Below are 21801 nucleotides of genomic sequence, written 5' to 3' on the forward strand. Positions count from 1 at the left end.
CAGGACGCCTTCAAGCGAGGAAGCTCAGAACCACTGCTTGTAGCGGCGCACGTAGATCGTCTTGACGATCTGCGCGAGCAGGATGTAGCCGACCATCGTCGCGGCGAGCCACAGCCAGAAGGTGTTCGGCAAGTGCATGAAGCCGAGCGACTCCGCGAATGGCGAGAACGGCAGCCAGCAGCCGATCGCGATAGCGGTGAAGGTCGACAGCAGCACCGGCAGCGCGGCCGTGCTCTGCAGGAACGGGATCTTCTGCGTGCGCAGCAGGTGCACGACGAGCGTCTGCGATACCAGGCTCTCGATGAACCAGCCCGAGTTCATCACGATCTGGCCGCCGGTGCCGCCGTTCAGGTGATACATCGCACCTGCGCCGAACACCGTCCACATCAGGATGTACGTCGTGATGTCGAACACCGACGACGTCGGCCCGACCCACAGCATGAAGCGGCTGATGTTGCCGGCTTCCCACTTGCGCGGCTTCTTCAGGAACTCGGGATCCATCTTGTCCCACGGCAGAAGCATCTGCGACGTGTCGTAGATCAGGTTCAGCACGAGCATCTGCGTCGCGAGCATCGGCTCCCACGGCAGGAACGCGCTGGCGACGAGCACCGAGAACACGTTGCCGAAGTTCGAGCTGGCGGTCATGTTCAGGTACTTCAGGATGTTGCCGAACGTCTCGCGGCCCTTGATCACGCCTTCCTCGAGCACCATCAGGCTCTTTTCGAGCAGGATGATGTCCGCGGTTTCCTTCGCGATGTCGGCGCCGCTATCGACCGAGATGCCGACGTCGGCATCGCGCAGCGCGGGCGCATCGTTGATGCCGTCGCCGAGGAAGCCGACCGTGTGGCCGTTCGCCTGCAGCGCCTTGACGATGCGCGCTTTCTGCAGCGGCGTGAGCTTCGCGAACACGGTCGTGCGTTCGACGACTTCCGCGAGCGCCGCGTCGTCGAGCGCTTCGATTTCCGTGCCGAGGATCGGCTTGCCGGGTTCGAGGCCGACCTGGCGGCACACCTTCATCGTGACGATCGGGTTGTCGCCCGTCAGCACCTTCACCGCGACGCCGTTCTCGCGCAGTGCGGCCAGCGCCGGCGCGGCCGATTCCTTCGGCGGATCGAGGAAGGTCAGGAAGCCGCGCACGACGAGATCGTGTTCGTCGGCGGTGCGGTACTGCTGGCGCTCGTCGCCGCGCGGGATCGTGCGCGTGGCGAGCACGAGCACGCGGAAGCCGTCCTCGTTGTAGGCGCTGGCCTGTTCGAGCAGCCGCTTGCGTGCGACGAAGCCGAGCGGGCGCACGCCGTCCTCATCCTGCACGTGCGTGGAGACGGCCAGCATTTCCTCGACGGCGCCCTTGCAGATCAGCAGGTGCGTGCCACGCGTGTCCTCGACGACGACCGACAGGCGGCGTCGCACGAAGTCGAACGGCAGTTCGTCGATCTTCTTGTAGCCCTGCGGCTTCACGCGCTCGCCGATCTCGTCGGCACGCGCGACGACCGCGATGTCGATCAGGTTCTTCTGGCCGCTCTGGTGGAAGCTGTTCAGCCAGCCGAGCCGCAGGATCTCCTCGTCCTTGTAGCCCGACAGGTCGAGGTGATGTTCGAGGATGATCTTGTCCTGCGTGAGCGTGCCGGTCTTGTCGGTGCACAGCACGTCCATCGCGCCGAAGTTCTGCACCGAGTTCAGCCGCTTGACGACGACCTTGCGGCGCGCCATCGCAACCGCGCCGCGCGCGAGGTTCGCGCTGACGATCATCGGCAGCATCTCGGGCGTGAGGCCCACGGCCACCGCGAGGGCGAACGTGAGCGCGCTCAGCCAGTCGCCCTTGGTCAGCCCGTTGATCATGAACACGATCGGCACCATCACGAACATGAACTTGATCAGCAGCCAGCTCACGCTCGCGACGCCGCGGTCGAAGCTCGTCTCGATGCGCTTGTGGCTCACGACGTTGCGCGCGAGCGAGCCGAAGTAGGTGTCCTCGCCGGTCGCGACGACGACGGCCGTGGCCGTGCCGCTTACGACGTTGGTGCCCATGAAGCAGACGTTCTCGAGATCGAGCAGCGAGGCCGACGTATCGGTTGCCCCGCCGGCCGGCCGCATGTCGGCGGATTTGCCGGCAACTGCGCCAAGCGTGTCGTACTTCTCGACCGGCAGCGCCTCGCCGGTCAGCACGGCCTGGCTGATGAACAGGTCGCGCGACGCGAGCAGGCGCACGTCCGCCGGGATCATGTCGCCGGCCGACAGGTGCACGATGTCACCGGCCACGACTTCGCGCATCGGCACTTCGCGGCGTGTCGGCTCGGACGTGTCGGTCATTGCACGCTGCACGGTGGCCGTCGTGCGCACCATCGCCTTCAGCTTCTCGGCCGCGCGCAGCGAACGGAATTCCTGCACGAAGCGCAGCAGCGCGCTGATCGTGACCATCGTCAGCAGGATCGTCATGCCGACGTAGTCGCGATCGTCGGGCGCCGCGAAGTAGACGTCGGTGCAGAAGCTGATGGCGGCCAGCACCAGCAGCACGTAGACGAACGGGTTGTGGAACGAGAGCAGCAACTGGCGGGTCCAGTGCGGCGGCTTGTCGTGCGCGATTTCGTTCGGGCCGTAGTGCTGCAGGCGATCGGCGGCCTGGTCGTAGGTGAGGCCGCGCGTGCTGGTATTCAGCGACTTCAGCGTCTCTTCGAGCGGACGGGCCGCTTCCTGCGCGGCGCGCATGATGCGCGGGTCGTTCTGCTGGGCGCCGCCGGCCTTGATGAAGCCGCGCTGTTTCTTTTGCGATGTGTTGTGTCGTGTTGTCATGAGTCGCTCCTTGCGCACGAGGCGGCGGGCGGGGAGCGACCGTGACGTTATCGACGCACGAGCGCTCCCCGCCGCGTCGCGTCAGGCGCGATCGGCTGTGGATCGGTGAAGGCGGGAACGCTCGCCGGCGCGTGCGGTGCGGCCGGAGGGGCGATGCGCAGCGTCGCGCCGGCGAGCGGTAATCGACTACTGTCGTCTGAGTTCATCTGCACTCCTGTCGGTTGCGAATAATCGGCACGGGCGATCGACAGCGACGCACGCACGAAGGCGCGCGGCCGGACGGCACGCGAACGGAAAACGCACGCGGCTGACGCTGCGCGCAACACGAACGCACGCGCGCGACGGCGCATCGCGTGCATTCGGCAACAATGAAAATTCGGCGGGAGATCTGGCCGGTCAGGCCGGAAGGACGCCGCATCCTGCTTCCCGGGATGCGGCAGAAGACGAGGCTCTGCGCGTTTTCCTCAGGCAGCAGTCAAGTTGGTCAAGGACCAACTACAACTCGCATCGGTGTTCACAGAACACTCCATGTAATTAGACGGGGCGATGGTAATGGGTCGCTGTGCGAAGCGTCAACCCTTTTGTCAGGTGTTATTTCGAGATGCGTAATCCGGCCGGTGCGTGTGCGCAGGCGAGCGCGATAGCGCGTCATGAAACAGCCGCGCGCAGGCCATGTCGGCATGCGCGCGGCTCGCGTCGAGCGAAGTGCAGGTTACCGGTTCGCCGTCGCGACGGCGGCGCCTGCATCGAGGATGCCCGAGCCTGCCGGCATCGCGGTGCACGACGTGCCGGCCGCGAGCTTCGCCGCGCGCGTGCCGCCTTGCAGCTTCTGCAGGATCTGCGAGGGCGTGAGGTTGCCGTTGACCGACAGCATCAGCGCGGCGGCACCCGTCACCTGCGGCGTCGCGAGGCTGGTGCCGTTCGCGAGGTCATAGGTGTCGGAGCCCGGCGTCGTCGTACCGGTGTTGGACGTCGACAGGATGTTGACGCCCGGTGCGCTCAGCGCGACATCGGCGCCGAAGTTGCTGAACGATGCGCGGCGGCCCGTTGCATCGGTCGCGCCGACGGTGATCACGCCACGGCAGTTCGCGGGCTGGTCGAGCCCGGTCGACAGGCCGTCGTTGCCGGCCGCGACGACCACGGTCACGCCCTTCGCGGTCACGTCGTCGATCGCCTGCTGGAACGTCGTGCTGCACGCGCCGACACCACCGAGGCTCAGGTTGATGATCTTCGCGGGGTTCGGATTGTTCGGCACGCCATTGACGGGAATGCCGGCTGCCCAGCGCATGCCGTCGGCGATGTCGCTCGTCATGCCGCCGCACTTGCCGAGCACGCGCACCGGCAGGATTCGGCTGAGCCACGATACGCCGGCGATACCGGTGCCGTTGCTGGCGGTCGCGCCGATCACACCCATCACGCGCGTGCCGTGCCAGCTGCTGTTGCTCGGCTGGCTTGCGCAGCGATAGTACGGGCCGTTGGCGTTGTCGAGTTCCTGCTGCGTGACCCAGTCGCCCGGATCGGTGGCGTCCGGGCCGCGCGTCAAGCCGTTGTTGCTGGTGTTGACGTTGCTGATGAAGCTGTAGCCTTGCTGTATCAGATTGCCGACGAGGTCGCCGTGCGGCCGGTAGCCGGTGTCGAGCACGGCCGTGACGACGGTCGGCGAACCCTTGGTCACGTTCCACGCGGGCGGCATGTCGATGCCGGCGGTCGGGTCGGACAGGTACCACTGCTGGCTGTAGAGCGGGTCGCTCGGCGTGTCGCGGATCTGCATCGGATGATCCGGTTCCGCGTAGTCGACGTCCGAATCGGCTGCGAATGCCTGCGCGAGCGCGGCGGCGTCGGTGGCGGCCATGCGCTGGCCGAGCGACAGCACGGTCGCGCCGTTCGAAATCGTTCGCTCGACCTGCACGTTCACCGGCGTTTGCGCGACCGTGCTCGCGTACGCGCGCGCGCTGCCGGTCACGGGTGCCGTCCAGCGCGTCATCGCGCGCTGGATCACCGCGTCGAGTCGCGAGCCGTTGTCGATCGCTGCCATCGCACGCGTGGCCGTCAGCGTTTTCAGCTTGACGATGAGATGGTCGACCGGCGGCTCGGTCGGCGCCGTCTGCGCGGCCATCTGCACGGCGGCCTGCTGCGACGTGCACGCATTGGCGCCGGACGACGCGGGCGGCGTGGTCGGTGCGGGGGCGGGCGCAGGAGCGGGCGCCGGTGCAGGTGCAGGTGCCGCGTTGGAAGAAGACGGGTTGCTGCCGTCGCCGCCGCCTCCACCGCCGCAACCGGCGAGGGGCAGGAGGGCGGCGGCGGACAGCATGCCGGCGAGCATGCGCGCATGTGCGGAGCGCGCCAGCGCGAAATTGAAACGCTTGGTTCTCATGTTGAAACTCGATCCTCGTAGATAACCGTCGTGCCGGCGGTGGCGCTGGTCCGGCGTAAACCGGACCTTGTTTTTGTCGGGCGCCGCAGGGCTGCTGCGACGCGCCATGCATTGGGTAACGGCTAATGAGGCGGCTTCTTGAATATGTTTTGTGTGAAAAAGATGCGAGACGCAAACGATTGCGATGCTGTCTTGCAGCATGAACGCCCGTTTGGAACGGGCGATCTGTTCATGGGGTGCAAGATTGCGGGCGCTCGACCCGGCGAAACGTGCGGCGCAGGCGCTTTTGCGCGCCGCGGAAACGATTTTTCCCGGTGGAGGCCCGCGACGGAGGGCGCTTGACGCTTGCCCTGATGCGGTGCGAATTTTGTCGGGCGTAGGATCGCGATTTGTTCAAGATTTCGTCAGGAGAAAAGCATGGATCACCGCTTCCGTTTGCTCGCTGTCGCGCTGTCCTGTGCGCTGGCGGGCGCCGCGCACGCGCAGGCCCTCACCGGCACGCTGAAGAAGATCAAGGACACGGGCGTCGTGTCGCTGGGCATTCGCGAATCGTCGGTGCCGTTCTCGTATTCGGACAATCAGCAGAAGAACATCGGCTATTCGCGGGACATCGCGTCGCGCATCATCGACCAGTTGAAGACGGAACTGAACGCGCCGAACCTCGCCGTGAAGGAAATCCCGATCACGTCGCAGAACCGGATTCCGCTGTTGCAGAACGGGACGATCGATTTCGAATGCGGCTCGACGACGAATACGCTCGAACGGCAGAAGCAGGCTGCGTTCTCGAATAGCATCTTTTTGTATGGCATCCGCTTCAGCACGCGCAAGGATTCGGGCGTGAAGAACTTCCCGGATCTGGCCGGCAAGACGGTCGCGACGACGGCCGGCACGTCCGACGAGCGGCTGCTGCGCAAGCTCAACGAAGAAAAAGGGATGAACATGACGATCATCAGCGCGAAGGATCACGCCGAGGCGTTCATGAATGTCACGACCGGGCGCGCGGTGGCGTTCGTGATGGACGAGCCGCTGCTGTACGGCGAGATCGCGAAGGACCGCAACCCGGGCGCGTACACGGTGACGGGCACGCCGCTCGTCCACGAGAACTACGCGTGCATGATGCGCAGGGACGATCCGGCGTTCAAGCACGTGGTCGACGGCGTGATCGCGAAGATGCAGACGTCGGGCGCGGCCGAAAAGCTCTACAACCAGTGGTTCACGCAGCCGATTCCGCCGAAGGGCGTGAGCCTCAACTATCCGCTGTCGGCGGAGATGAAGCAGCTGTTCAGGAATCCGACGGATCAGGCGCAGTACTGATTCGGCCGTCGCAATGAAAAACCGCCGGCGTATGCCGGCGGTTCGAGCGCGCCGCGCCTAGCGGCGCGACGCGTATCAGGCCTTGATTTCCGGACCGCGCGCGGCGGGAGCGGCAGGGGCGGCCGGCGTTGCCGGGGCCGTCGAACGCACCGACGGCTGCGCCGGCACGATGACGAGCACCGGCTCGGGCATGGCCCACGGCGCCATCGCGAAGCCGACGGGCTGCGGCATCGGCATCGCGAACGCATTGGCGAGCGCGATGTGCTGGAGCGCCATCATCTGCTGCTGCATCGCGACCATCTGCGCCTGCGCCGCCTGCATCCGGTACTGCACGGCCTGCATTTGCCGCAACGCTGCCGCGGGCGGCAGGCCGCCCGACGACGACGTCTGCATCTCGAAGCTCGCGCCGCCTTGCGGGCTGTGCCAGCTCCACGTGCTGACCTTCATCGGGCCGACGGCCGTCTGGACGACGCGCGTTTCGGCTTTCACGGGCACGGCCTGCCCGTCGACGTTGACGAACATCGGTTGGGCGGCCGCCGCGCCAGCTTGCCCGGCGAGGGCGAACACGGGCGCCAGCGCCAGCGCGCCCGCCGCCATATACGAACGGAATCGCATCTTCGTATCTCCATCAAACGAGACTGATCGAATCAACAATGACGTGCGGCTCACGGAGTGAGCCATCCGAGACAATGCGGCCGTCGGCTTAAATCAACATTAAAACCGCCGCCGGCCGGCCCGGTCAGCGCATGTCGGGACGCTCCGCAATCGGCATTCAACCTCGCCCGTGCCAGGGGAATCCTGTCGCCCGATGCAACAACAGGCACAATACGGAATTCGCCGCGACACGCACGTGTGTTCGACATTCGAACATTGACGCTGCGGCACTGCTGCCCGATCTCCTTCCCCGTCGTCATGAACGCCACGCTCACTCCCGCGCGCGAGTCGAATTCGCCGCGTTTCCTGCTGTTCCTGATCTGCCTGTTCGCGTCCGCCGGCCAGCTCGCGATCGACATCTACGTGCCCGCGCTGCCCGACATGGCACGGTCGTTCGCCACCACGCCGCAGGCGATCCAGTCGAGCGTGTCCGGCTACATGGCGGCCTACGCACTCGGCCAGCTGATTTTCGGGCCGGTCGCCGATGCCTACGGGCGCAAGCGTGTGCTCGCATTCGGGCTCGTGATCTACACGATCGGCTGCCTGCTGTCGCTCGGCGCGCAGAACCTGGAGACGTTCGTGCTCGCGCGCTGCCTGCAGGGTTTCGGGATCGCGACCACCAACCTGCTCGCGAAGGCGATCATCACCGATTCGTTCGCCGGCCAGGCGCTGATGCACGCGTTCACGTACATGTCGATCGCGTGGGGGCTCGCGCCGATCGTCGCACCGGTGATCGGCGCGCACCTGCAGGAATGGTTCGGCTGGCGCGCATGCCTCGTGTTCCTGCTCGTGTACTCGCTGGTGATGTGGGCGCTGCTGTGGCGATACCGCGAAACCTTGCCGAAACCCGTGCATCTCGAGCCGCGCACGCTGATGACGAACGCGGGCAAGGTGCTGGCGAGCCCGGTGTTCCAGAGCTGCTTCCTCGCACAGGGGCTGTGCTACAGCATCCTGCTCGTGTTCAACATCGTCGGGCCGTTCATGGTGCAGACCACGCTGCACAAGCCGCCGACCTTCTTCGGCTATCTCGCGCTCGGGATCGGGCTGATGTATTTCCTCGGCGGCCTGTCGAACCGGATTCACCGGCCCGGGCTGCCGAGCGCCGAGCAACGGCTGCGCATCGGCGCGCGCGTGATGGCAGGCGCGTCGGTCGCGATGCTGGTGCTGGCGCTGACCGTCGGGCTGCGCGTCTGGACGCTCGCGACGCCGGTGCTCGTGATGGGCTTCTGCGCGGGCGCGATGTATCCGACGCTGATGGCCAAGGGCAATTCGCTGTTTCCGCATATCGCCGGCCTGACGAGCGCAATCCTCGGCTGCGCGCTGCTGCTCGTGTCGTCCGCGATGATGGGCCTGGCCGGTTTCGTGTCGATTCACGTGCTGACGCCGCTCGCGGTGTTCTTCGTCGCGCTGTCGGGCATCGTCGTGTGGATGGTCACCAAGCTGCTGCGGTACCTGTCGCAGCAGCAGGCCCAGGCCGCGCCCGTCGCATGTGGGCGCGGGGAGGCGGCATAAGTGCCGGCTGTCGACCGACCCATGAACCCGATCCTGCTGAATCGGGTCGCCCGAACCGATGCCGCCGACCTGATCGCCGCCAACCGCGCGAGCCGCAGCCACCATCTGCCGTGGGTCGACTCGTTCACCGACCAGGCGGGATTCGACCAGTGGTTCGGCCGCTGCCTGACGGGGCCGAACGTCGGCCTCGTCGCGCGCGAACGCACGTCCGGGGCGGTGGTCGGCGTGGTGAACCTCAACGAGATCGTCGGCGGCGTGTTCCAGAGCGCGTATCTCGGGTACTACGGCATGGCGGCGTTCAGCCGCACGGGTCTGATGACCGAAGCCATGCGCGCGGCGATCGGCGTCGCGTTCGGTGAACTCGGGCTGCATCGGCTCGAAGCGAACATCCAGCCTGGCAACCACGCGTCGATTGCGCTGGTTCGGCGGCTCGGTTTCGCGAAAGAGGGGTTTTCGCCGCGCTATCTGCGCATCGGCGGCGAATGGCGCGACCACGAACGGTGGGCGCTGCTGGCCGACGACGAGCCCCAGGCGCGCACCTGACGCCCGATACCGGGCGATCTTCTTCCCGGCCCCTTACAGCGGATGCGCCGCGCCGGCCTGCGTCAGCAGCGAGACGGCCACCGGATCCGGCATCCCGTTCGAGTCGATTGCACCGGCTTTCGCGAGTGCGATGAGATCGCTGTCGACACCCGGTTGCCCGACGGTGAACGACGTGGTCAGGAATGCCGGCGTCGCGAACGCCACCGAATAGCGCTGCTGCAGGTTCGTCACCACGGCCGATTGCGCGGCCTGTACGGCGTTCGAGCTGTTCATCGCCTGCTGATAGCGCGAATTCCCCTGGAAATTGCCGATCAACGTGGCCGTGTTCGTGCCGAGCTGGGCGGCGAGATAGACCAGCATCAGCTCGGTCTCGGGCGTCGTATTGAACGTGCCGCCCGCATACGCGAGCGAATGCAGGCTCGTGCCGCCCGACGTCACGGTGATCACGCACGGCAGCGCGGCATTGACCGTCACGCGGTAGTTGCCGCCGCCATCCGTCAGCGTGGTCGCCGAACCCGTCACGCAGCTGACCGTCACCTGCGCACTGGCGAGCGCGTCGCCCGTCGCGGCCGTGCCGGAAAGCGCGACCGTCTGCGTGTTGTTGTTGAAGCAGGCATCCACGCCGAAGCAGGCATCGCCGTTGCACGCCTGAAGCGTCGCGAGGGTGGCGACGCAGAGCGTGCCCAGCGCGGGGCGGATGAAACGGCCGGGGTGAATGTCCATGGTCGCGGGCCTTGAGGAGAGTGGGGCAACCGGTGGGCGCCAAAAGTGCGGCGCCGTTCTCATTCTAGGTCCCGAATCGGGGCGCTGCTTGCCCGTTTGGGCTGGTTGGCCCGCTGGTCGGGAGCGATCCGCCGTCGAGCGTGGCGTGCGTTGCGTTGCTTGGCCAGCGACGGGCGTCAGTTGCGCGGCGGACGGGCCGGCGCCATCACGTAGGCGAGCAACAGGCTCAGTACGATGCTGAGTGCGAGCGTGTGCCAGTGACCGGTGAGCAGCCTCCGATAATGCTCGCCCATGTCCGGCGTGATCCACCAGCACGTCATCGGTTGCATTCGAGCCTGGTGACACTCCAGAATGCCGCCACGCCGATAGGCATCCCACAGCGCATCGCCCGAATACAGTCCCAGGAAGAGCGGGACGATCTGTACGCCGTACTGCAGCAGCTTCCCCTCGGTTTCGGTGGTCATTCTTGTCGACTCCGGAATCGGCCTGCGTCGGTTTGTTGTCTGTGTCCGAAAGCATCGCGTGCTTGATATTCTCGACCCAATTTATCGAGGAGCACAATGGTTAGCGGCTCGAGAGGACCGATCGGAAAGTCAGGTGTAAACGGTCCGGAGCGAGGCAAAAGCGGCGACTGATAAAGGTATCCGGATTCACTGCAACCGCGGTGAGGCAAGCAACGGGGAAACGATGAGCAAGATTGGCTGTGTGTGCGGAAACACGATTCGGGACAACACCGATTCGCTGCCTTACAAGGCAAGAATTCTCAAGGATACGGCGTACGGGCCGTTTTTCGACTGGTTGGTGAGCGAGGTGCAAAGCTATGTCGTGGCCGCGGAGCAGGGTGACACTTCCGGTTGGCTCGTGAGCCGCGGTTATTCCAGCGACTACATCGGCTTGCAGCTCGATCATGGCAACGTGCTTCACGATCATCTGCATACGCGCCTTCTCGGTCTTGAAAGAACCGCGTACGAATGCACCGTGTGCGGCAGGCTGCTGGTCGAAACCGCGGAGGACAACCGTTTCGAGACGTATGCACCTGCATCGGGACGATACGACGGCATACTGAAATGACGAGATCGGGAAGTCGACCGGAAACCTTTCAGTTCCCTTCGCAATTGGTTATGCTGCGGGACGATTAAAAACGACGAGAGAACGCGTCGCTTCCGATGGAGCCGGCGCGCCGTTTCCGACATGAACTTGAAACGACAGACGGGCCGGCCGGGTGGCGAGGGCGATCCGGCAGCGTGGGCAGGCACGACCCGAAACGGCATTCCGCACACACGCGGCACGAAGGGTGGGGCTCGCAGGCCCGGCTTCCGGAAGGCCGCGGCCTTGCTGGCGGGCGCGGTCGTGTTGTTCGGCGGCGCGGCCATTGCAGCGCCAACCGAGGACGGCAGCACTGCCGTCGCTGTTTCGTCGGCCGCCACACCCTTCACCCCGGCCCAGTCGGCCTGCTCGCACGTGGCCGCCGCAGCGGCCTATCCGGTCGCCGCAAAACCCGAAGTCGCCCCGCCGCTGAAAGGCCGCGTGACGGACACCACGGGCGTGCTGAGCGCCGCCTGCACATCCGAGTTGACCGACCGCCTCGCTGCGGTCGAACAACGGCTCGGCGTGCAGATCGCGGTCCTGCTGGTCGGGTCGACCGGGCAATCGACGATCGAACAGTTTGCGACCACCGTATTCGACCAGTGGAAGCTCGGCAAGGCCGAGGTCAACAACGGCCTGCTGCTCGTCGCCGCGCTCAACGACCATACCGTGCGGATCGAAGTCGGCTACGGGCTCGAAGGCACGATTCCGGACATCGTCGCGGGCCGGATCATCCGTGAGCGGATCGTGCCGGCATTCCGCGAGAACCGCATTGAAGGCGGCATCAGCGATGCAGTGGACGCGCTGGCACGCGAAATGATGCCGGCGGATGTCGCCACGCCGGAGCAGGCGGCACCCGCGACGGCGCCCGGCGGGCGCGACGACGCATACGAAACGGCCACGGCGGCCACGACGGATGCCACGAACGCACAGCCCCGTGACGCACGGACCGGCGGCGAGCAGTACCAGCCGAACGGCCTGCCGGTGCGGAAACAGGCGAATACGGGCGGCGTGCGGTTCTGGTTCCTGCTCGGGGTGGCCAACGTCGTGCTGGGCGTGGTCGCGCAGTGGCGGCAACTGCGCCGCCGGGTGGCGCTGCTGGCGGCGTGGCTCGTGGCGGCCGTCGTGCCGATCGTGATGCTGCCGGTCGGCGCGATCTTCAACGGCGATCTCGAAGCCATGCTAGTCGCCGCGTTGTTCGTCCCGGCGGCTGCCGGTGTCGCGCCGTGCCTGCTCGGCATCAACCTGTTCCTGTCGGCGCGCGTGCGCAAATACACGGCGATCGTGGGCGGGACGCTGTTCATGATCATCGCGATCGGGCGCGAGATGGACTATTCGGTCGGGGAAGTGTTGTCCGGCATCTTCAGTGTGCTGTGTGTGCTCGCCGTGATCTGGGCAAAGTTGATGGGCTTCGGCTCGTCTTCGTCGTCTTCCTCGTCCGGCTCCCGGTCGAACTCGAGCTCGAGCGCCGATTCGTTCCGCGGCGATGGCGGTTCGAGCGGTGGCGGCGGTGCATCGGGCCGCTGGTAGCCACCGCGCGCAGGGTCTCTGCTCACTCGCTTCTTTTCACCTGCCGCTCCATCCGGAGCGCTCAACCGGAAACATCCACCATGAAATGGTTTCGAATCCTGCTCGTGTGCTGCGTGCTGGCTCCGCTCGCGGGGTGCGGCTATAACGCGATCCAGTCGTCGGACGAGGACATCAATGCCGCGTGGTCCGAAGTGCTGAACCAGTACCAGCGCCGCGCCGACCTCGTGCCGAACCTCGCCGCGTCGGTGAAGGGCTACGCGTCGCACGAGGAGCGCGTGCTGACCGAGGTGGCGTCGGCCCGTGCGCGCGTGGGCAGCGTGCAGATGACGCCGGAGATGGCAAAGGATCCGGCCGCGCTCGCGGCGTTCGACCAGCGGCAGGGTGAGCTGTCGGGTGCGCTGAGCCGGCTGATGGTGGTGTCCGAGCGCTACCCGGAGCTGAAGGCGAACGAAGCGTTCCGCGACCTGCAGACCCAGCTCGAAGGCACCGAAAACCGCATCGCGGTTGCGCGCGGCCGCTACATCAAGACGGTGCAGCACTACAACGTTCAGATCCGCCAGTTCCCGGGCGTCGTGATCGCGAAGATCTTCGGCTACCAGCCGCGCCCGAACTTCGGCGTCGCGAACGAGGCGGCGATCTCGACCGCGCCGGCACTCGACTTCTCCGCGCAACCGCAGTCGCCGAAGGCGAGCGCGGCCGGCGAGTAAAGCCGGCTCACCCACTCAGGCGCTCAGGGCTTGCGCGCGGCCGCTTTCGCGAACGCGCCGCGCACCTCGAAGCTGATCGCATCGGCCACATTGCCGCGCGCATCGACGAGTTCGAGCCGGTGCCGGCCCGGCCACGGCATCCACGCGACGCGATCGGCATGCCCGATCACCTTGTCGTCGAGCCGCCACGCGAATTTCGTGGCGCGCCCGGCCGAACGCTCGAACCAGATCCGCTGGTTCTTCGGCGGAATGTCTGGATCGATCGCGAAGATCGTGCCATCGGTCGGCGTGCCGATCGTCAGCGGCGCGCGCGCACCGTCCTTGCCCGGCGTGACGGGGGCGGCGAGCCGGATCGTGTCGACCGCCGTTCCCGCGATGAACCACTCGTTGCGCGACGGTTCGATATCGCGTTCGAACGTGATGCGGCGCGTCTCGACGCCGGCCGGCGCGCGCGGCGCACGGCTCGGCTGGTCGCGGTGCAGGTAGCCGACGACCGCCGACCACACCGGCGACGCACCCGTGACGCCCGACACGTCCCACATCGGCGAACCGTCCGCATTGCCGACCCACACGCCGACCGTATAGCGCGACGTGAAGCCGACGGTCCAGTTGTCGCGCATGTCCTTGCTGGTGCCGGTCTTGACCGCCGAGAAGAAGCGTGTCGCGAGCGGATTGTCGAAGCCGAACGTGCGCACCCGTGCGTTGTTGTCGGACAGGATGTCGGTCACGACGAAGCTGGCCGACTCGCTGAACACGCGCGTACCGTCGGCCGCGCGGGCGGGTGACGCGGTCGATGCGCCGGCCGCACCGGCCGCCGGCGCCGGCACGTCGATGACCTTGCGCGCGACGCCGCCGTTCGCGAGCGCGCGGTACGCGTTGGTCAGCGACAGCAGCGTGACGTCCGCACTGCCGAGCGCGAGACTGAAGCCGTAGTAGTCGCCTTCCTGCGCGAGCGGCAGGCCGAGCGCGGTCAGCGTGCGCGCGAAGCGGTGCGGGGTGACGAGCACGAGCGTGCGCACGGCCGGCACGTTCAGCGAGCCGCCGAGCGCGCTGCGCACGCTCACCCAGCCCTTGAAATCCTTGTCATAGTTCTGCGGAATGTACAGGCCGCCGCCGGCGGCGAGGTTGATCGGCGCATCGTCGAGCAGCGACGCGGCCGTCAGCCGCTTCTCGTCGATCGCCTGCGCATACAGGAACGGCTTGAGCGTCGAGCCGGCCTGGCGCGGCGCGAGCACGGCATCGACGTCGCGCGCGCCCGACAGCGCGCCGGACGAGCCGACCCACGCGCGAATCTCGCCGGTCGCGTTGTCGATCACGACGACCGCGCCGTCCTGCACGTTGCGCCGGTGCGCGGGCGCGTTGAGTTCGGTCAGCGCGCGCACCAGCGTGTCGCGCGCGAAGCGCTGCAGCGGCGCATCGAGGGTCGTGCGTATCTGCGCGCCGGCCGTTGGCCGGACCTCGGCCGCGATGCGTCGCGCGAAGTGCGGGGCGAGGGCGGCGCCGTCGTCGCGCGCGGCGCTGGCCGGGCGCGCGATGACGAGCTGCACGTAGCCGTCGAGCGACGCGCAGGCCTGCTCGGCATGCATGTCGCGCAGGATCCGGCACGCGCGCTCGGCGACTTTCGCGGGGGTGGCATTGGGCGCGCGCACGAGCGCGGCGGCGATCGCGGCTTCGCGTGCATCGAGGCCCGACGGCGCCTTGCCGAACAGTACTTGCGACAGCGCGGCGAGGCCGATCGTCTCGCCGCGGAACGGCACGAGGTTCAGGTAGGCCTCGAGCACCTGGTCCTTGCGCCAGCCGCGCTCGAGCAGCAGCGCGTTGACCGCCTGCGACGCCTTCTGCGGCAGCGAGCGCTGGCCCGACCGGCGCGGCGAATCGCTGAGCAGCCCGGCGAGCTGCATCGTGACGGTCGACGCGCCGCGCGTGCGCTCGTTCCACAGGTTGCCCCAGGCGGCGCCGGCGATGCCGCGCCAGTCGACACCGCTGTGTTCATAAAAGCGCTTGTCTTCGGACACGACGATCGCCTCGCGAAACGCGGGCGACACGTCGGCGAGCGACACCCAGTCGCCGCGCCGTTCGGTGAGGTCGACGCGCGTGCGCTGCAGCGGCGTGCCGTCGCGCGCGAGCAGCACCCAGTCGGAGCTGCGCCAGTTGCGGCGCACCTCGTCGTAGCTCGGCAGCGCATGCGCGACGAGCGGCGCGGCCAGCACGATGGCAACGAATACGCGGCCGGCGAAACGCGCCGGCCGCGGCAATACCGGATCGATCATCAAGGCCTCGTTACTTGCCCGCTTCGGCCGGCTTCACGGTCATCGGCGGGTTCGGCCACAGGCCATACACGGACGGCGCGTACAGCGCCTCGACACGCGTCGGCGGCAGCCCGAACGTGCCGACGTTGTTCAGCCGCACCGTGTACTCGACCGAGAATTTGCCCTTCGGCAGATAGTCGTAGTACGCGCGGTAGCCGTCGAAGTCGCGCTCGATGAACGCCGGCCACGCGCCGTCCGGCGTCTTCTCGCCCTGGGTCGCGGCTTCGGAGTCTCGGCCCAGGCCCGAGCCGAGGATCGTCGAACCGGCCGGAACCGGATCGTTGACGACGACCCATGTCATGTCGCTCTGCGCATCGATGTCGAGATGCACGCGTACGACGTCGCCGCGCGTCAGCACGCCCTTGACGGCGGGCGACACGGGCGTGACGGTCTTCGTGATCCGGTAGCCGGCCGCGAACGGCGAACGCAGCGGCACCGCCGCGAGGCTTTCGATCGTGGCCCACGGGCGGCCCGTGCCGTCCTGCGTGACGGACAGCGTGGCCGGCGCCTGCGACGCGCGCGGCCACGGCAGCATCACGCTGCGGGCCGCGGCGGCGCGGGTGGCCGGGGTGGCCGATGCCGGCGTGTCGGCGGGCGTGGACGCGGGGGCCGACGCCTGCGACCACGAGATCGTGCGCGCGTCGCCGCCGAGCGCGACCTTCGTCGCGCCGGCCACCGGCGTGCTCTCGTAGGTGCGCGAGAAGCGCTCGACCGCGAGCAGACCGAGCGCGTTCGACGTCGTGGTCTGCCAGGCGCCCTGGCGCTGCAGTGCGAGCAGGCCGGCCGTCACGCGCGGCATCTCGTCCTTCCATGCCGGGTCGCCAGCGAATTCCAGCGCGAGCCGTGCCGCGTTGGTCTCGTTGCTGGTCATCAGCCACCACAGGTCGTCGTCGCGTGCGGTCGAGAACACGAGTTGCGTGCCCTGGTACGTCAGGCGTGCCCGCAGGATCTGTTCGACCTGCGCGCGTTTCTCGTCGCGTTGCGGGATGTCCTTCACGCGCGTCAGGATCGCGTGATAGTCGATCACCGCGGAAGTCGGCCACTGGTTCGGCGCGATCTCGATCGAGCCGAGCATGCGGCCCTGCGCGGCGCCGTAGCGCGACAGCGCCTCGATCGCGGCCAGCTTGCGCAGGTCGCGGTCCTGGCGCGGCGCCCACGTGTTGCGCTCGAGGCGGCCGTCGACGAAACGCGCGAGCCCGGCCTCGAGCTGCGTGCGCAGGTCTTCCGGCAGCGCGAAGCGCGGGTCGAGACGGCTCGCCTCGTCGGACACCACGAGCAGGTACGACGACAGCGTCGCGCTGCCGGCATGCGAGTCGTCGGACGACGGCGGGAAGTAGCTCGCGAGCCCGTCGCTGTCGAGATAGACGGGCATGCGGGCGATCAGCGCCTGCCATTGCGCGGGGTCGCGCAGGCCGATCGCGCGCGACGTCTGCTGTTCGAGGCAGCGGTACGGATAGCGCTCGAACCAGCGTTTCACGCCGGGCAGCCCGTCGGCGAGCTTCGACTGCAGTGACACGGCGATGCCGCCGCGCGGCAGGCCTTGCGCGTTGTTCGCCGCGCCGGCCGGGGAGGCGATCGGCACCGTCAGCGTGCCGTCGACTTGCGCGAGGGTCGCCTGCTGGACCGTGACCGGCAGCGCGGGCACGACCTTCTGCGCGACCGCCAGCGCGTCGGACGCGCGCTTGCCGCCTTGCTCGGCCGCTTCGATGCGCCAGTTCAGCGCACCGACCGCGTCGAGTGCCTGCTCGGGCACGGTGATCGTCCACGCGACCTCGGTGGCCGTGTTGGCCGCGAGCGAGACGGTTTGCGGCGCGACCTCGAGGCCCGTCACGCGCGGCGTCACGACGACCTGCATCGCGCGGTCGGTCGTGTTGCGCAGCGTGACCTGCGCACGGAACGCGTCGCCTTCGCGCACGAGCGGCGGCAGGCCGGAGATCAGCTGCAGATCCTGCGTGCTGCGGATCGACGTGCTGCCGGTGCCGAAGCGGTCGGGGCCGACCGCCGCGATCGCGACGATCCGGAAGCGCGTGAGCGCATCGTTCAGCGGTACCTCGACGGTCGCGCTGCCATTGGCATCCAGCGTCACGCGCGGATTCCACAGCAGCAGCGTGTCGAACAGCTCGCGCGTCGGCGCGCTGCCGCCGCCGCCGCCGGCCGGCACGGCCTTGCGGCCGAAGTGGCGGCGGCCGACGATTTCCATCTGTGCCGTGGATGTCTCGACGCCGTACGCGCGTCGCCGCAGCATCGCGTCGAGCAGGTCCCAGCTGTTGTTCGGCATCAGTTCGAGCAGCGCCTCATCGACGGCCGCGACCGCGATTTGCGTGCCGGCCGGCGCGGGCTGGCCGTTCGGCAGCGTGACCTTCACGTGCGCCTGCGCCTTGCTGCGCACCGTGTAGCGCGTCGCGTCGGTCGTCACGGTCACACCGAGGCGGTGCACGCCCGTGCCGACCTTGATCTCGCCGAGGCCGTAGCGGAACGCGGGCTTCGACAGGTCGACGAACGCGGTCGGCGCTTCATAGTGACGGCCTTCGCGCCAGAACGCGCGCGCCCATTCGACCGGTGCCTTCCAGCCCCACGTGAAGAACGAGTACCACGGCACTTCGCGAATCCGGCCGCGCAGCGCGAGCACCGACACGTAGACGTTCGGCCCCCACGATTCGCCGACCTTCAGGTCGACCGTCGGGTTCTTGCCGTTCAGCTCGACGATGTGCGTTTCCATCACGCCGCCGCGTTCGACCGCGACCAGCGCCGTTGCATAGCGGAACGGCATGCGCACCTGGAAGCGGGCCGTTTCGCCCGGCTCGTAGGACGTCTTCTCCGGAATCACGTCGATCCGGTCGGTGTTGTCGCCGCCGAACCACAGTTCGTCCTCGCGCGTGACCCACACTGACGTCGACGCGTTCGACGTGCGGCCGTCGCCGTCCTTCGCGACCGCGATCAACTGGACGTTGCCGGCCTGTTCGAGCGTCGCGTCGCAGGCCATGCGGCCCTTGTCATCGGTCTTGCCCGAGCACAGCACGCCGAGGTCGCGCGTGTCGCTCTTGTTGTCGTACGCGTAGAAGCCGCCGACCATCCGCTTGCGCGACGACGTCGTGATGCGCGCGACGCCCTTGATCTCGATCGGCACCGACGCGCGCGGCTTGCCTTGCAGGTCGACCGCCAGTGCCTGCACGGGCACGCGCTGGCCGACCGATACCCAGCGGCCCGCCTTGATGCCGGCCACCACCGCGGCCGGCCACAGGATCGTGTCGCCGCGAATCGTCTGCACTTCGCCGTTCGGGTCGGCGAATGTCGCTTCGAGCGCGATGCGCTTCGGTGCGTCGACGTCGGGCAGGCCCTTGAGCGTGACCGAGCCCGCGCCGTTGCGGTCGAGCGTCAGCGGCAGCTTGTCGGCGATCAGCTTCGTCGCGTCGGGATCGTTGTTCGACGCCGACGAATTTTCGCCGTCCTGCGAATCGTCGTCGGCATTGCCGTCGCTCCGGTCGGGGCGGTACGGCGTGAAGCTGAAATCCTCGAAGCGATCCGCGAACGGCGGCGAGGCCCACTTCATCAGCGCCGACACCTGCACCGGCAGGTTCGATGCGCCGCCGCCCGACACGTAGTCGATCTGCACCGCGAGCGGCGCTTCCTTCACGGCGACGAGCGGGCTCTTCTGCGCGTCGCGCGCGCCGATCGACCCCTTCAACACCGGCAGGCGGAACGCCTCGACGCGGAAGCTGCCGCTGTAATAGGTGGCGGTCGGTGCGTCTTCCGGGCCGCCTTCGAGTTCGACGCTGTATTCGCCGAGCTTCGCGGCGGCCGGCAGCGTGAACTGCGTGTCCGCGCTGCGGTCGGCTGCCCACGTGAGCGGCAGCTTGTAGGTCTGGCCCGTGCCAAGATGGCGGATCGTCACGCGCGTCGGGTATTGCGACGGGAACGCGAGGCTCTGCAGCGTCTCGGCACGGATGAAATGCTTCATCGACACGGTTTCGCCGGCGCGCAGCAGCGTGCGGTCGAAGACCGTATGCGCGCGCACGGTCCGTGCGCTGTCCGTGTCGGTCGGCACGTTGAAGCGCCACGATTCGATCCCGCGGTTCCAGCCCGAGCTGACGAACGCCATGTCGGGGCCCGTCTTCGGATCGTTCACGCGGGCCGACACGAAGTAGTCGTCGAAGCGTTGCTCCGAATCGGACGAGCTGCATGCGCGCTTCGATTCGAACGCGCCGTCGATCTTCAGCAGGCCCTGCGCATCGGTCTTGCCGGACGCGATCTCGTCGCCGTTGCAGTCCGATACGCGGATCTGCGCGTTCGGCACGGGCTTGCCCTTGTCGAGCGTCGTGACCCACACGAGGTTGTTCTCGCGGCCCTGTTTCAGGTGCACGCCGAGGTTGGTGACGAGCACCGTGGTGCGCACGTACATGCTCGACGGTTTCGCGAGCAGCGAGCGGCCGAGCGCGGGCGACGCGAGTTCGAGCACGTAGAAGCCGGGCTTGTCGATCGGCACGCCGACGACCTCGAACGGGCGCAGCGCCTTCGGATCCGCTTTCGGCAGCGTCAGCGCCTGCACGCCGGGCTGGCCCTTGAGCAGCGTCAGCGAGCGCACGTCGATGCGGCGATCCTTCGGCGCGGGCGCCTTTTCGCCGGCTTCGCGCGGCACGTAGACGGGGTGCTGGCCCTTGCGTTCGAGCAGGCCGGGAATCTGGCGGTCGATCGAGCCGGCCGTCATCGACCAGTTGTCGAAGCGGTCGACCGTGCGCATCCACTGGCGGATCGCGGTGTCGTCGTCGACCTTCAGGTTCGAGAACTGCGCGCCCTGGGTGTTGAGGCCGTCGATATGCAGGTCGGCCTCGACGTTGCGCAGAGTGACGGGCACGAGCGCGGGCGAATCGGGTTCGGCGAAGCGCTCGACGATCCCGAAGGTGCCCGACGAGAATTTCGCGAGCGGCGGCATCGGCGCGGTGCGCGTCGCGAGCGGGAACAGGTCGGCGTTGGACAGCGAACGGTCGGTCACGTCGCGCAGGCCCGACGGCAATTCGATCGTCAGGGCGGCCTGTTCGGGCAGCGGCGGGTTGAACGTGACGGTGGTGACTTCCTCGCTCTTGTCGTCGGCCGCGAAGGTCGGCGCGAGCGTTCCGTCAGGGCCGCGCAGCTTGATCGCCTCGGCGTTCTTGCGCGAGATCGGTGCGTTGAACGACAGCGTGAGCGGGCGCAGCGGCGTGCAGGGCGCCTTCGCGTTCTCGCGTTCGCACAAGAAGCTCGCGGCGAACGGCGCCCGCACGGTGAAGTCGAAGCGCCGTTCCGTTTCGTTCGGGATCCCGCTCGGGCTCGTGACGCCCTTGCCGTACACGAGCTGCATTTTCGCGCTCGCCGGCAGTGCCTGGGCGCACGACAACGTCAGCACGCGCGCGGCATCCTTCTTCAGACCGAAGTGATCGAGCAGTGCGTTGCGTGCATCGTCGTCGGCGGCCGTGACGGGAATGCGGTTGCCGATGCCGGCTGCTTCGCACCAGATGTTCGCGAGCGCCGAGCGCGGTTCGGCCGGGCCGTTCAGCTTCAGCACGAACACCTGCCGTTCCTCGATCTCGCGCGAGCCGGGGCGGACGTTCACCGGGAACGGGCCGCCCGTCTGGAACGTGAAGCGGCGCGGGCCGCTGGCCGCGTTGCCGGCGACCGAGCGCAACGTGTCGTTGAGCGCGACCGAGCAGCGCACGCCGGGCGGCAGGTCGTTTTCGAAATCGTAAACCCAGGTCTTGTCGTCGAGCCAGTGACCCTGGCCGCGCGCGGCCGTGGAATCGTTGCAGGTGACGCGTGCGGGATTCGGCGCGGAGGCCGAGCCGAACGCGACCATCGGTTCGTCGAACTTGACGACGGTTTGCCGGACCTCGGTGACGGTGCCTTGCGGCGACACGCTCACCGTGCGCGCCGCGCCCGCATGCAGCGACAGCGCGGTGGCGCCGCCGAGCGCCGCGACGGCGCCGATGCGCCAGAGCAGCCGGGTGGTGTGGTTGGTTCGTTTTGCTTTGTTCTGTTTGTCGTGCTGCTTCATCGCTCGATTGCCCTCGGAGGGAAGCTTTCTGTTTGATTGCACGCGATTCTAACCGACCGACCTGCGTGCGCATTGCGCTGCACAGTGTGTCGTCGGCGTGCGACACTGGCGTGCGTGCCGCAGATTTGTCGCGTCAACGACACAAAAAAGCAGCGAAATGTCGATTGTCTCGGATTGCGGAACATTTAATGGACTATAAAAAGATTGTTCGATCCGATTTGTGCGCGTACATTT

At 67.5% G+C, this 21801-nt stretch carries 13 protein-coding genes; 6 read left to right on the forward strand and 7 right to left on the reverse strand.

Annotated features, from left to right (window positions below; genetic code table 11):
- Positions 1 to 24: 24 nt before the first annotated feature.
- Both mgtA and CFB82_RS24065 read right to left on the reverse strand, forming a co-directional pair.
- Entirely contained in the window at positions 25 to 2790 is a 2766-nt protein-coding gene (gene mgtA / locus CFB82_RS24050; RefSeq protein WP_089485563.1) for a magnesium-translocating P-type ATPase, read from the reverse strand.
- A gap of 712 nt (positions 2791 to 3502) precedes the next feature.
- Positions 3503 to 5164, reverse strand: a complete 1662-nt coding sequence (locus CFB82_RS24065) for a S8 family peptidase (RefSeq protein ID WP_089485564.1) — start codon at positions 5162 to 5164, stop codon at positions 3503 to 3505.
- Positions 5165 to 5581: 417 nt separating this feature from the next.
- Between CFB82_RS24065 and CFB82_RS24070 the strand changes: the two genes are divergently transcribed.
- Positions 5582 to 6478, forward strand: coding sequence for a glutamate/aspartate ABC transporter substrate-binding protein (locus CFB82_RS24070; protein WP_089485565.1), 897 nt, complete (start codon positions 5582 to 5584; stop codon positions 6476 to 6478).
- A 75-nt stretch (positions 6479 to 6553) separates the two neighbouring features.
- Here the strand turns inward: CFB82_RS24070 and CFB82_RS24075 are convergent, their stop codons facing one another.
- Positions 6554 to 7093 (reverse strand): hypothetical protein, encoded by a 540-nt coding sequence (locus tag CFB82_RS24075; protein WP_089485566.1) that lies wholly within the window; start codon positions 7091 to 7093, stop codon positions 6554 to 6556.
- Positions 7094 to 7390: 297 nt separating this feature from the next.
- Here CFB82_RS24075 and CFB82_RS24085 point away from each other — a divergent pair, with 297 nt between their 5' ends.
- Both CFB82_RS24085 and CFB82_RS24090 read left to right on the forward strand, forming a co-directional pair.
- A complete protein-coding gene (locus CFB82_RS24085; protein WP_089485652.1) occupies positions 7391 to 8644 on the forward strand; it encodes a multidrug effflux MFS transporter in 1254 nt (417 codons plus the stop codon).
- 21 nt (positions 8645 to 8665) lie between these two features.
- Positions 8666 to 9187 (forward strand): GNAT family N-acetyltransferase, encoded by a 522-nt coding sequence (locus CFB82_RS24090; protein WP_089485567.1) that lies wholly within the window; start codon positions 8666 to 8668, stop codon positions 9185 to 9187.
- 33 nt (positions 9188 to 9220) lie between these two features.
- On the opposite strand, the gene CFB82_RS24095 is transcribed toward CFB82_RS24090, so the two are convergent.
- Together CFB82_RS24095 and CFB82_RS24100 are read right to left on the reverse strand one after the other, a co-directional pair.
- Positions 9221 to 9910 carry a hypothetical protein gene (locus CFB82_RS24095; protein ID WP_089485568.1) on the reverse strand — a complete coding sequence of 230 codons (690 nt, stop codon included), beginning with the start codon at positions 9908 to 9910 and terminating at the stop codon, positions 9221 to 9223.
- Between the two features lie 176 nt (positions 9911 to 10086).
- Positions 10087 to 10374 (reverse strand): hypothetical protein, encoded by a 288-nt coding sequence (locus CFB82_RS24100; RefSeq protein ID WP_089485569.1) that lies wholly within the window; start codon positions 10372 to 10374, stop codon positions 10087 to 10089.
- A 223-nt stretch (positions 10375 to 10597) separates the two neighbouring features.
- On the opposite strand from CFB82_RS24100, the gene CFB82_RS24105 reads away from it, so the two are divergent.
- From CFB82_RS24105 to CFB82_RS24115, 3 genes are all read left to right on the forward strand, one after another.
- Positions 10598 to 10981 (forward strand): hypothetical protein, encoded by a 384-nt coding sequence (locus CFB82_RS24105; protein WP_089485570.1) that lies wholly within the window; start codon positions 10598 to 10600, stop codon positions 10979 to 10981.
- A gap of 120 nt (positions 10982 to 11101) precedes the next feature.
- On the forward strand, positions 11102 to 12526 hold the full coding sequence (locus CFB82_RS24110) for a TPM domain-containing protein (RefSeq protein ID WP_089485571.1): 1425 nt from the start codon (positions 11102 to 11104) through the stop codon (positions 12524 to 12526).
- Positions 12527 to 12606: 80 nt separating this feature from the next.
- Positions 12607 to 13233: a LemA family protein gene (locus tag CFB82_RS24115; RefSeq protein ID WP_089485572.1), complete on the forward strand. Its 627-nt coding sequence runs from the start codon at positions 12607 to 12609 to the stop codon at positions 13231 to 13233.
- A gap of 23 nt (positions 13234 to 13256) precedes the next feature.
- Here the strand turns inward: CFB82_RS24115 and pbpC are convergent, their stop codons facing one another.
- Complete coding sequence (pbpC, locus tag CFB82_RS24120) at positions 13257 to 15503, reverse strand: penicillin-binding protein 1C (protein ID WP_089485573.1); 2247 nt, start codon at positions 15501 to 15503, stop codon at positions 13257 to 13259.
- Positions 15504 to 15513: 10 nt separating this feature from the next.
- Positions 15514 to 21567, reverse strand: a complete 6054-nt coding sequence (locus tag CFB82_RS24125; RefSeq protein WP_089485574.1) for an alpha-2-macroglobulin family protein — start codon at positions 21565 to 21567, stop codon at positions 15514 to 15516.
- Between the last annotated feature and the right edge of the window lie 234 nt (positions 21568 to 21801).

The organism is Burkholderia sp. HI2714 (genome assembly GCF_002223085.1).
GTDB classification, from domain to species: Bacteria; Pseudomonadota; Gammaproteobacteria; order Burkholderiales; family Burkholderiaceae; genus Burkholderia; species Burkholderia lata_D.

Bases quoted from the DNA above. Each gene is read 5' to 3' on its own strand.
- pbpC (WP_089485573.1), bottom strand. From the start codon at position 15,503: ATGATCGATCCGGTATTGCCGCGGCCGGCGCGTTTCGCCGGCCGCGTA.
- CFB82_RS24115 (WP_089485572.1), top strand. From the start codon at position 12,607: ATGAAATGGTTTCGAATCCTGCTCGTGTGCTGCGTGCTGGCTCCGCTC.
- CFB82_RS24085 (WP_089485652.1), top strand. From the start codon at position 7,391: ATGAACGCCACGCTCACTCCCGCGCGCGAGTCGAATTCGCCGCGTTTC.
- CFB82_RS24065 (WP_089485564.1), bottom strand. From the start codon at position 5,164: ATGAGAACCAAGCGTTTCAATTTCGCGCTGGCGCGCTCCGCACATGCG.
- CFB82_RS24105 (WP_089485570.1), top strand. From the start codon at position 10,598: ATGAGCAAGATTGGCTGTGTGTGCGGAAACACGATTCGGGACAACACC.
- CFB82_RS24125 (WP_089485574.1), bottom strand. From the start codon at position 21,567: ATGAAGCAGCACGACAAACAGAACAAAGCAAAACGAACCAACCACACC.
- CFB82_RS24070 (WP_089485565.1), top strand. From the start codon at position 5,582: ATGGATCACCGCTTCCGTTTGCTCGCTGTCGCGCTGTCCTGTGCGCTG.
- CFB82_RS24075 (WP_089485566.1), bottom strand. From the start codon at position 7,093: ATGCGATTCCGTTCGTATATGGCGGCGGGCGCGCTGGCGCTGGCGCCC.
- mgtA (WP_089485563.1), bottom strand. From the start codon at position 2,790: ATGACAACACGACACAACACATCGCAAAAGAAACAGCGCGGCTTCATC.
- CFB82_RS24100 (WP_089485569.1), bottom strand. From the start codon at position 10,374: ATGACCACCGAAACCGAGGGGAAGCTGCTGCAGTACGGCGTACAGATC.
- CFB82_RS24090 (WP_089485567.1), top strand. From the start codon at position 8,666: ATGAACCCGATCCTGCTGAATCGGGTCGCCCGAACCGATGCCGCCGAC.
- CFB82_RS24095 (WP_089485568.1), bottom strand. From the start codon at position 9,910: ATGGACATTCACCCCGGCCGTTTCATCCGCCCCGCGCTGGGCACGCTC.
- CFB82_RS24110 (WP_089485571.1), top strand. From the start codon at position 11,102: ATGAACTTGAAACGACAGACGGGCCGGCCGGGTGGCGAGGGCGATCCG.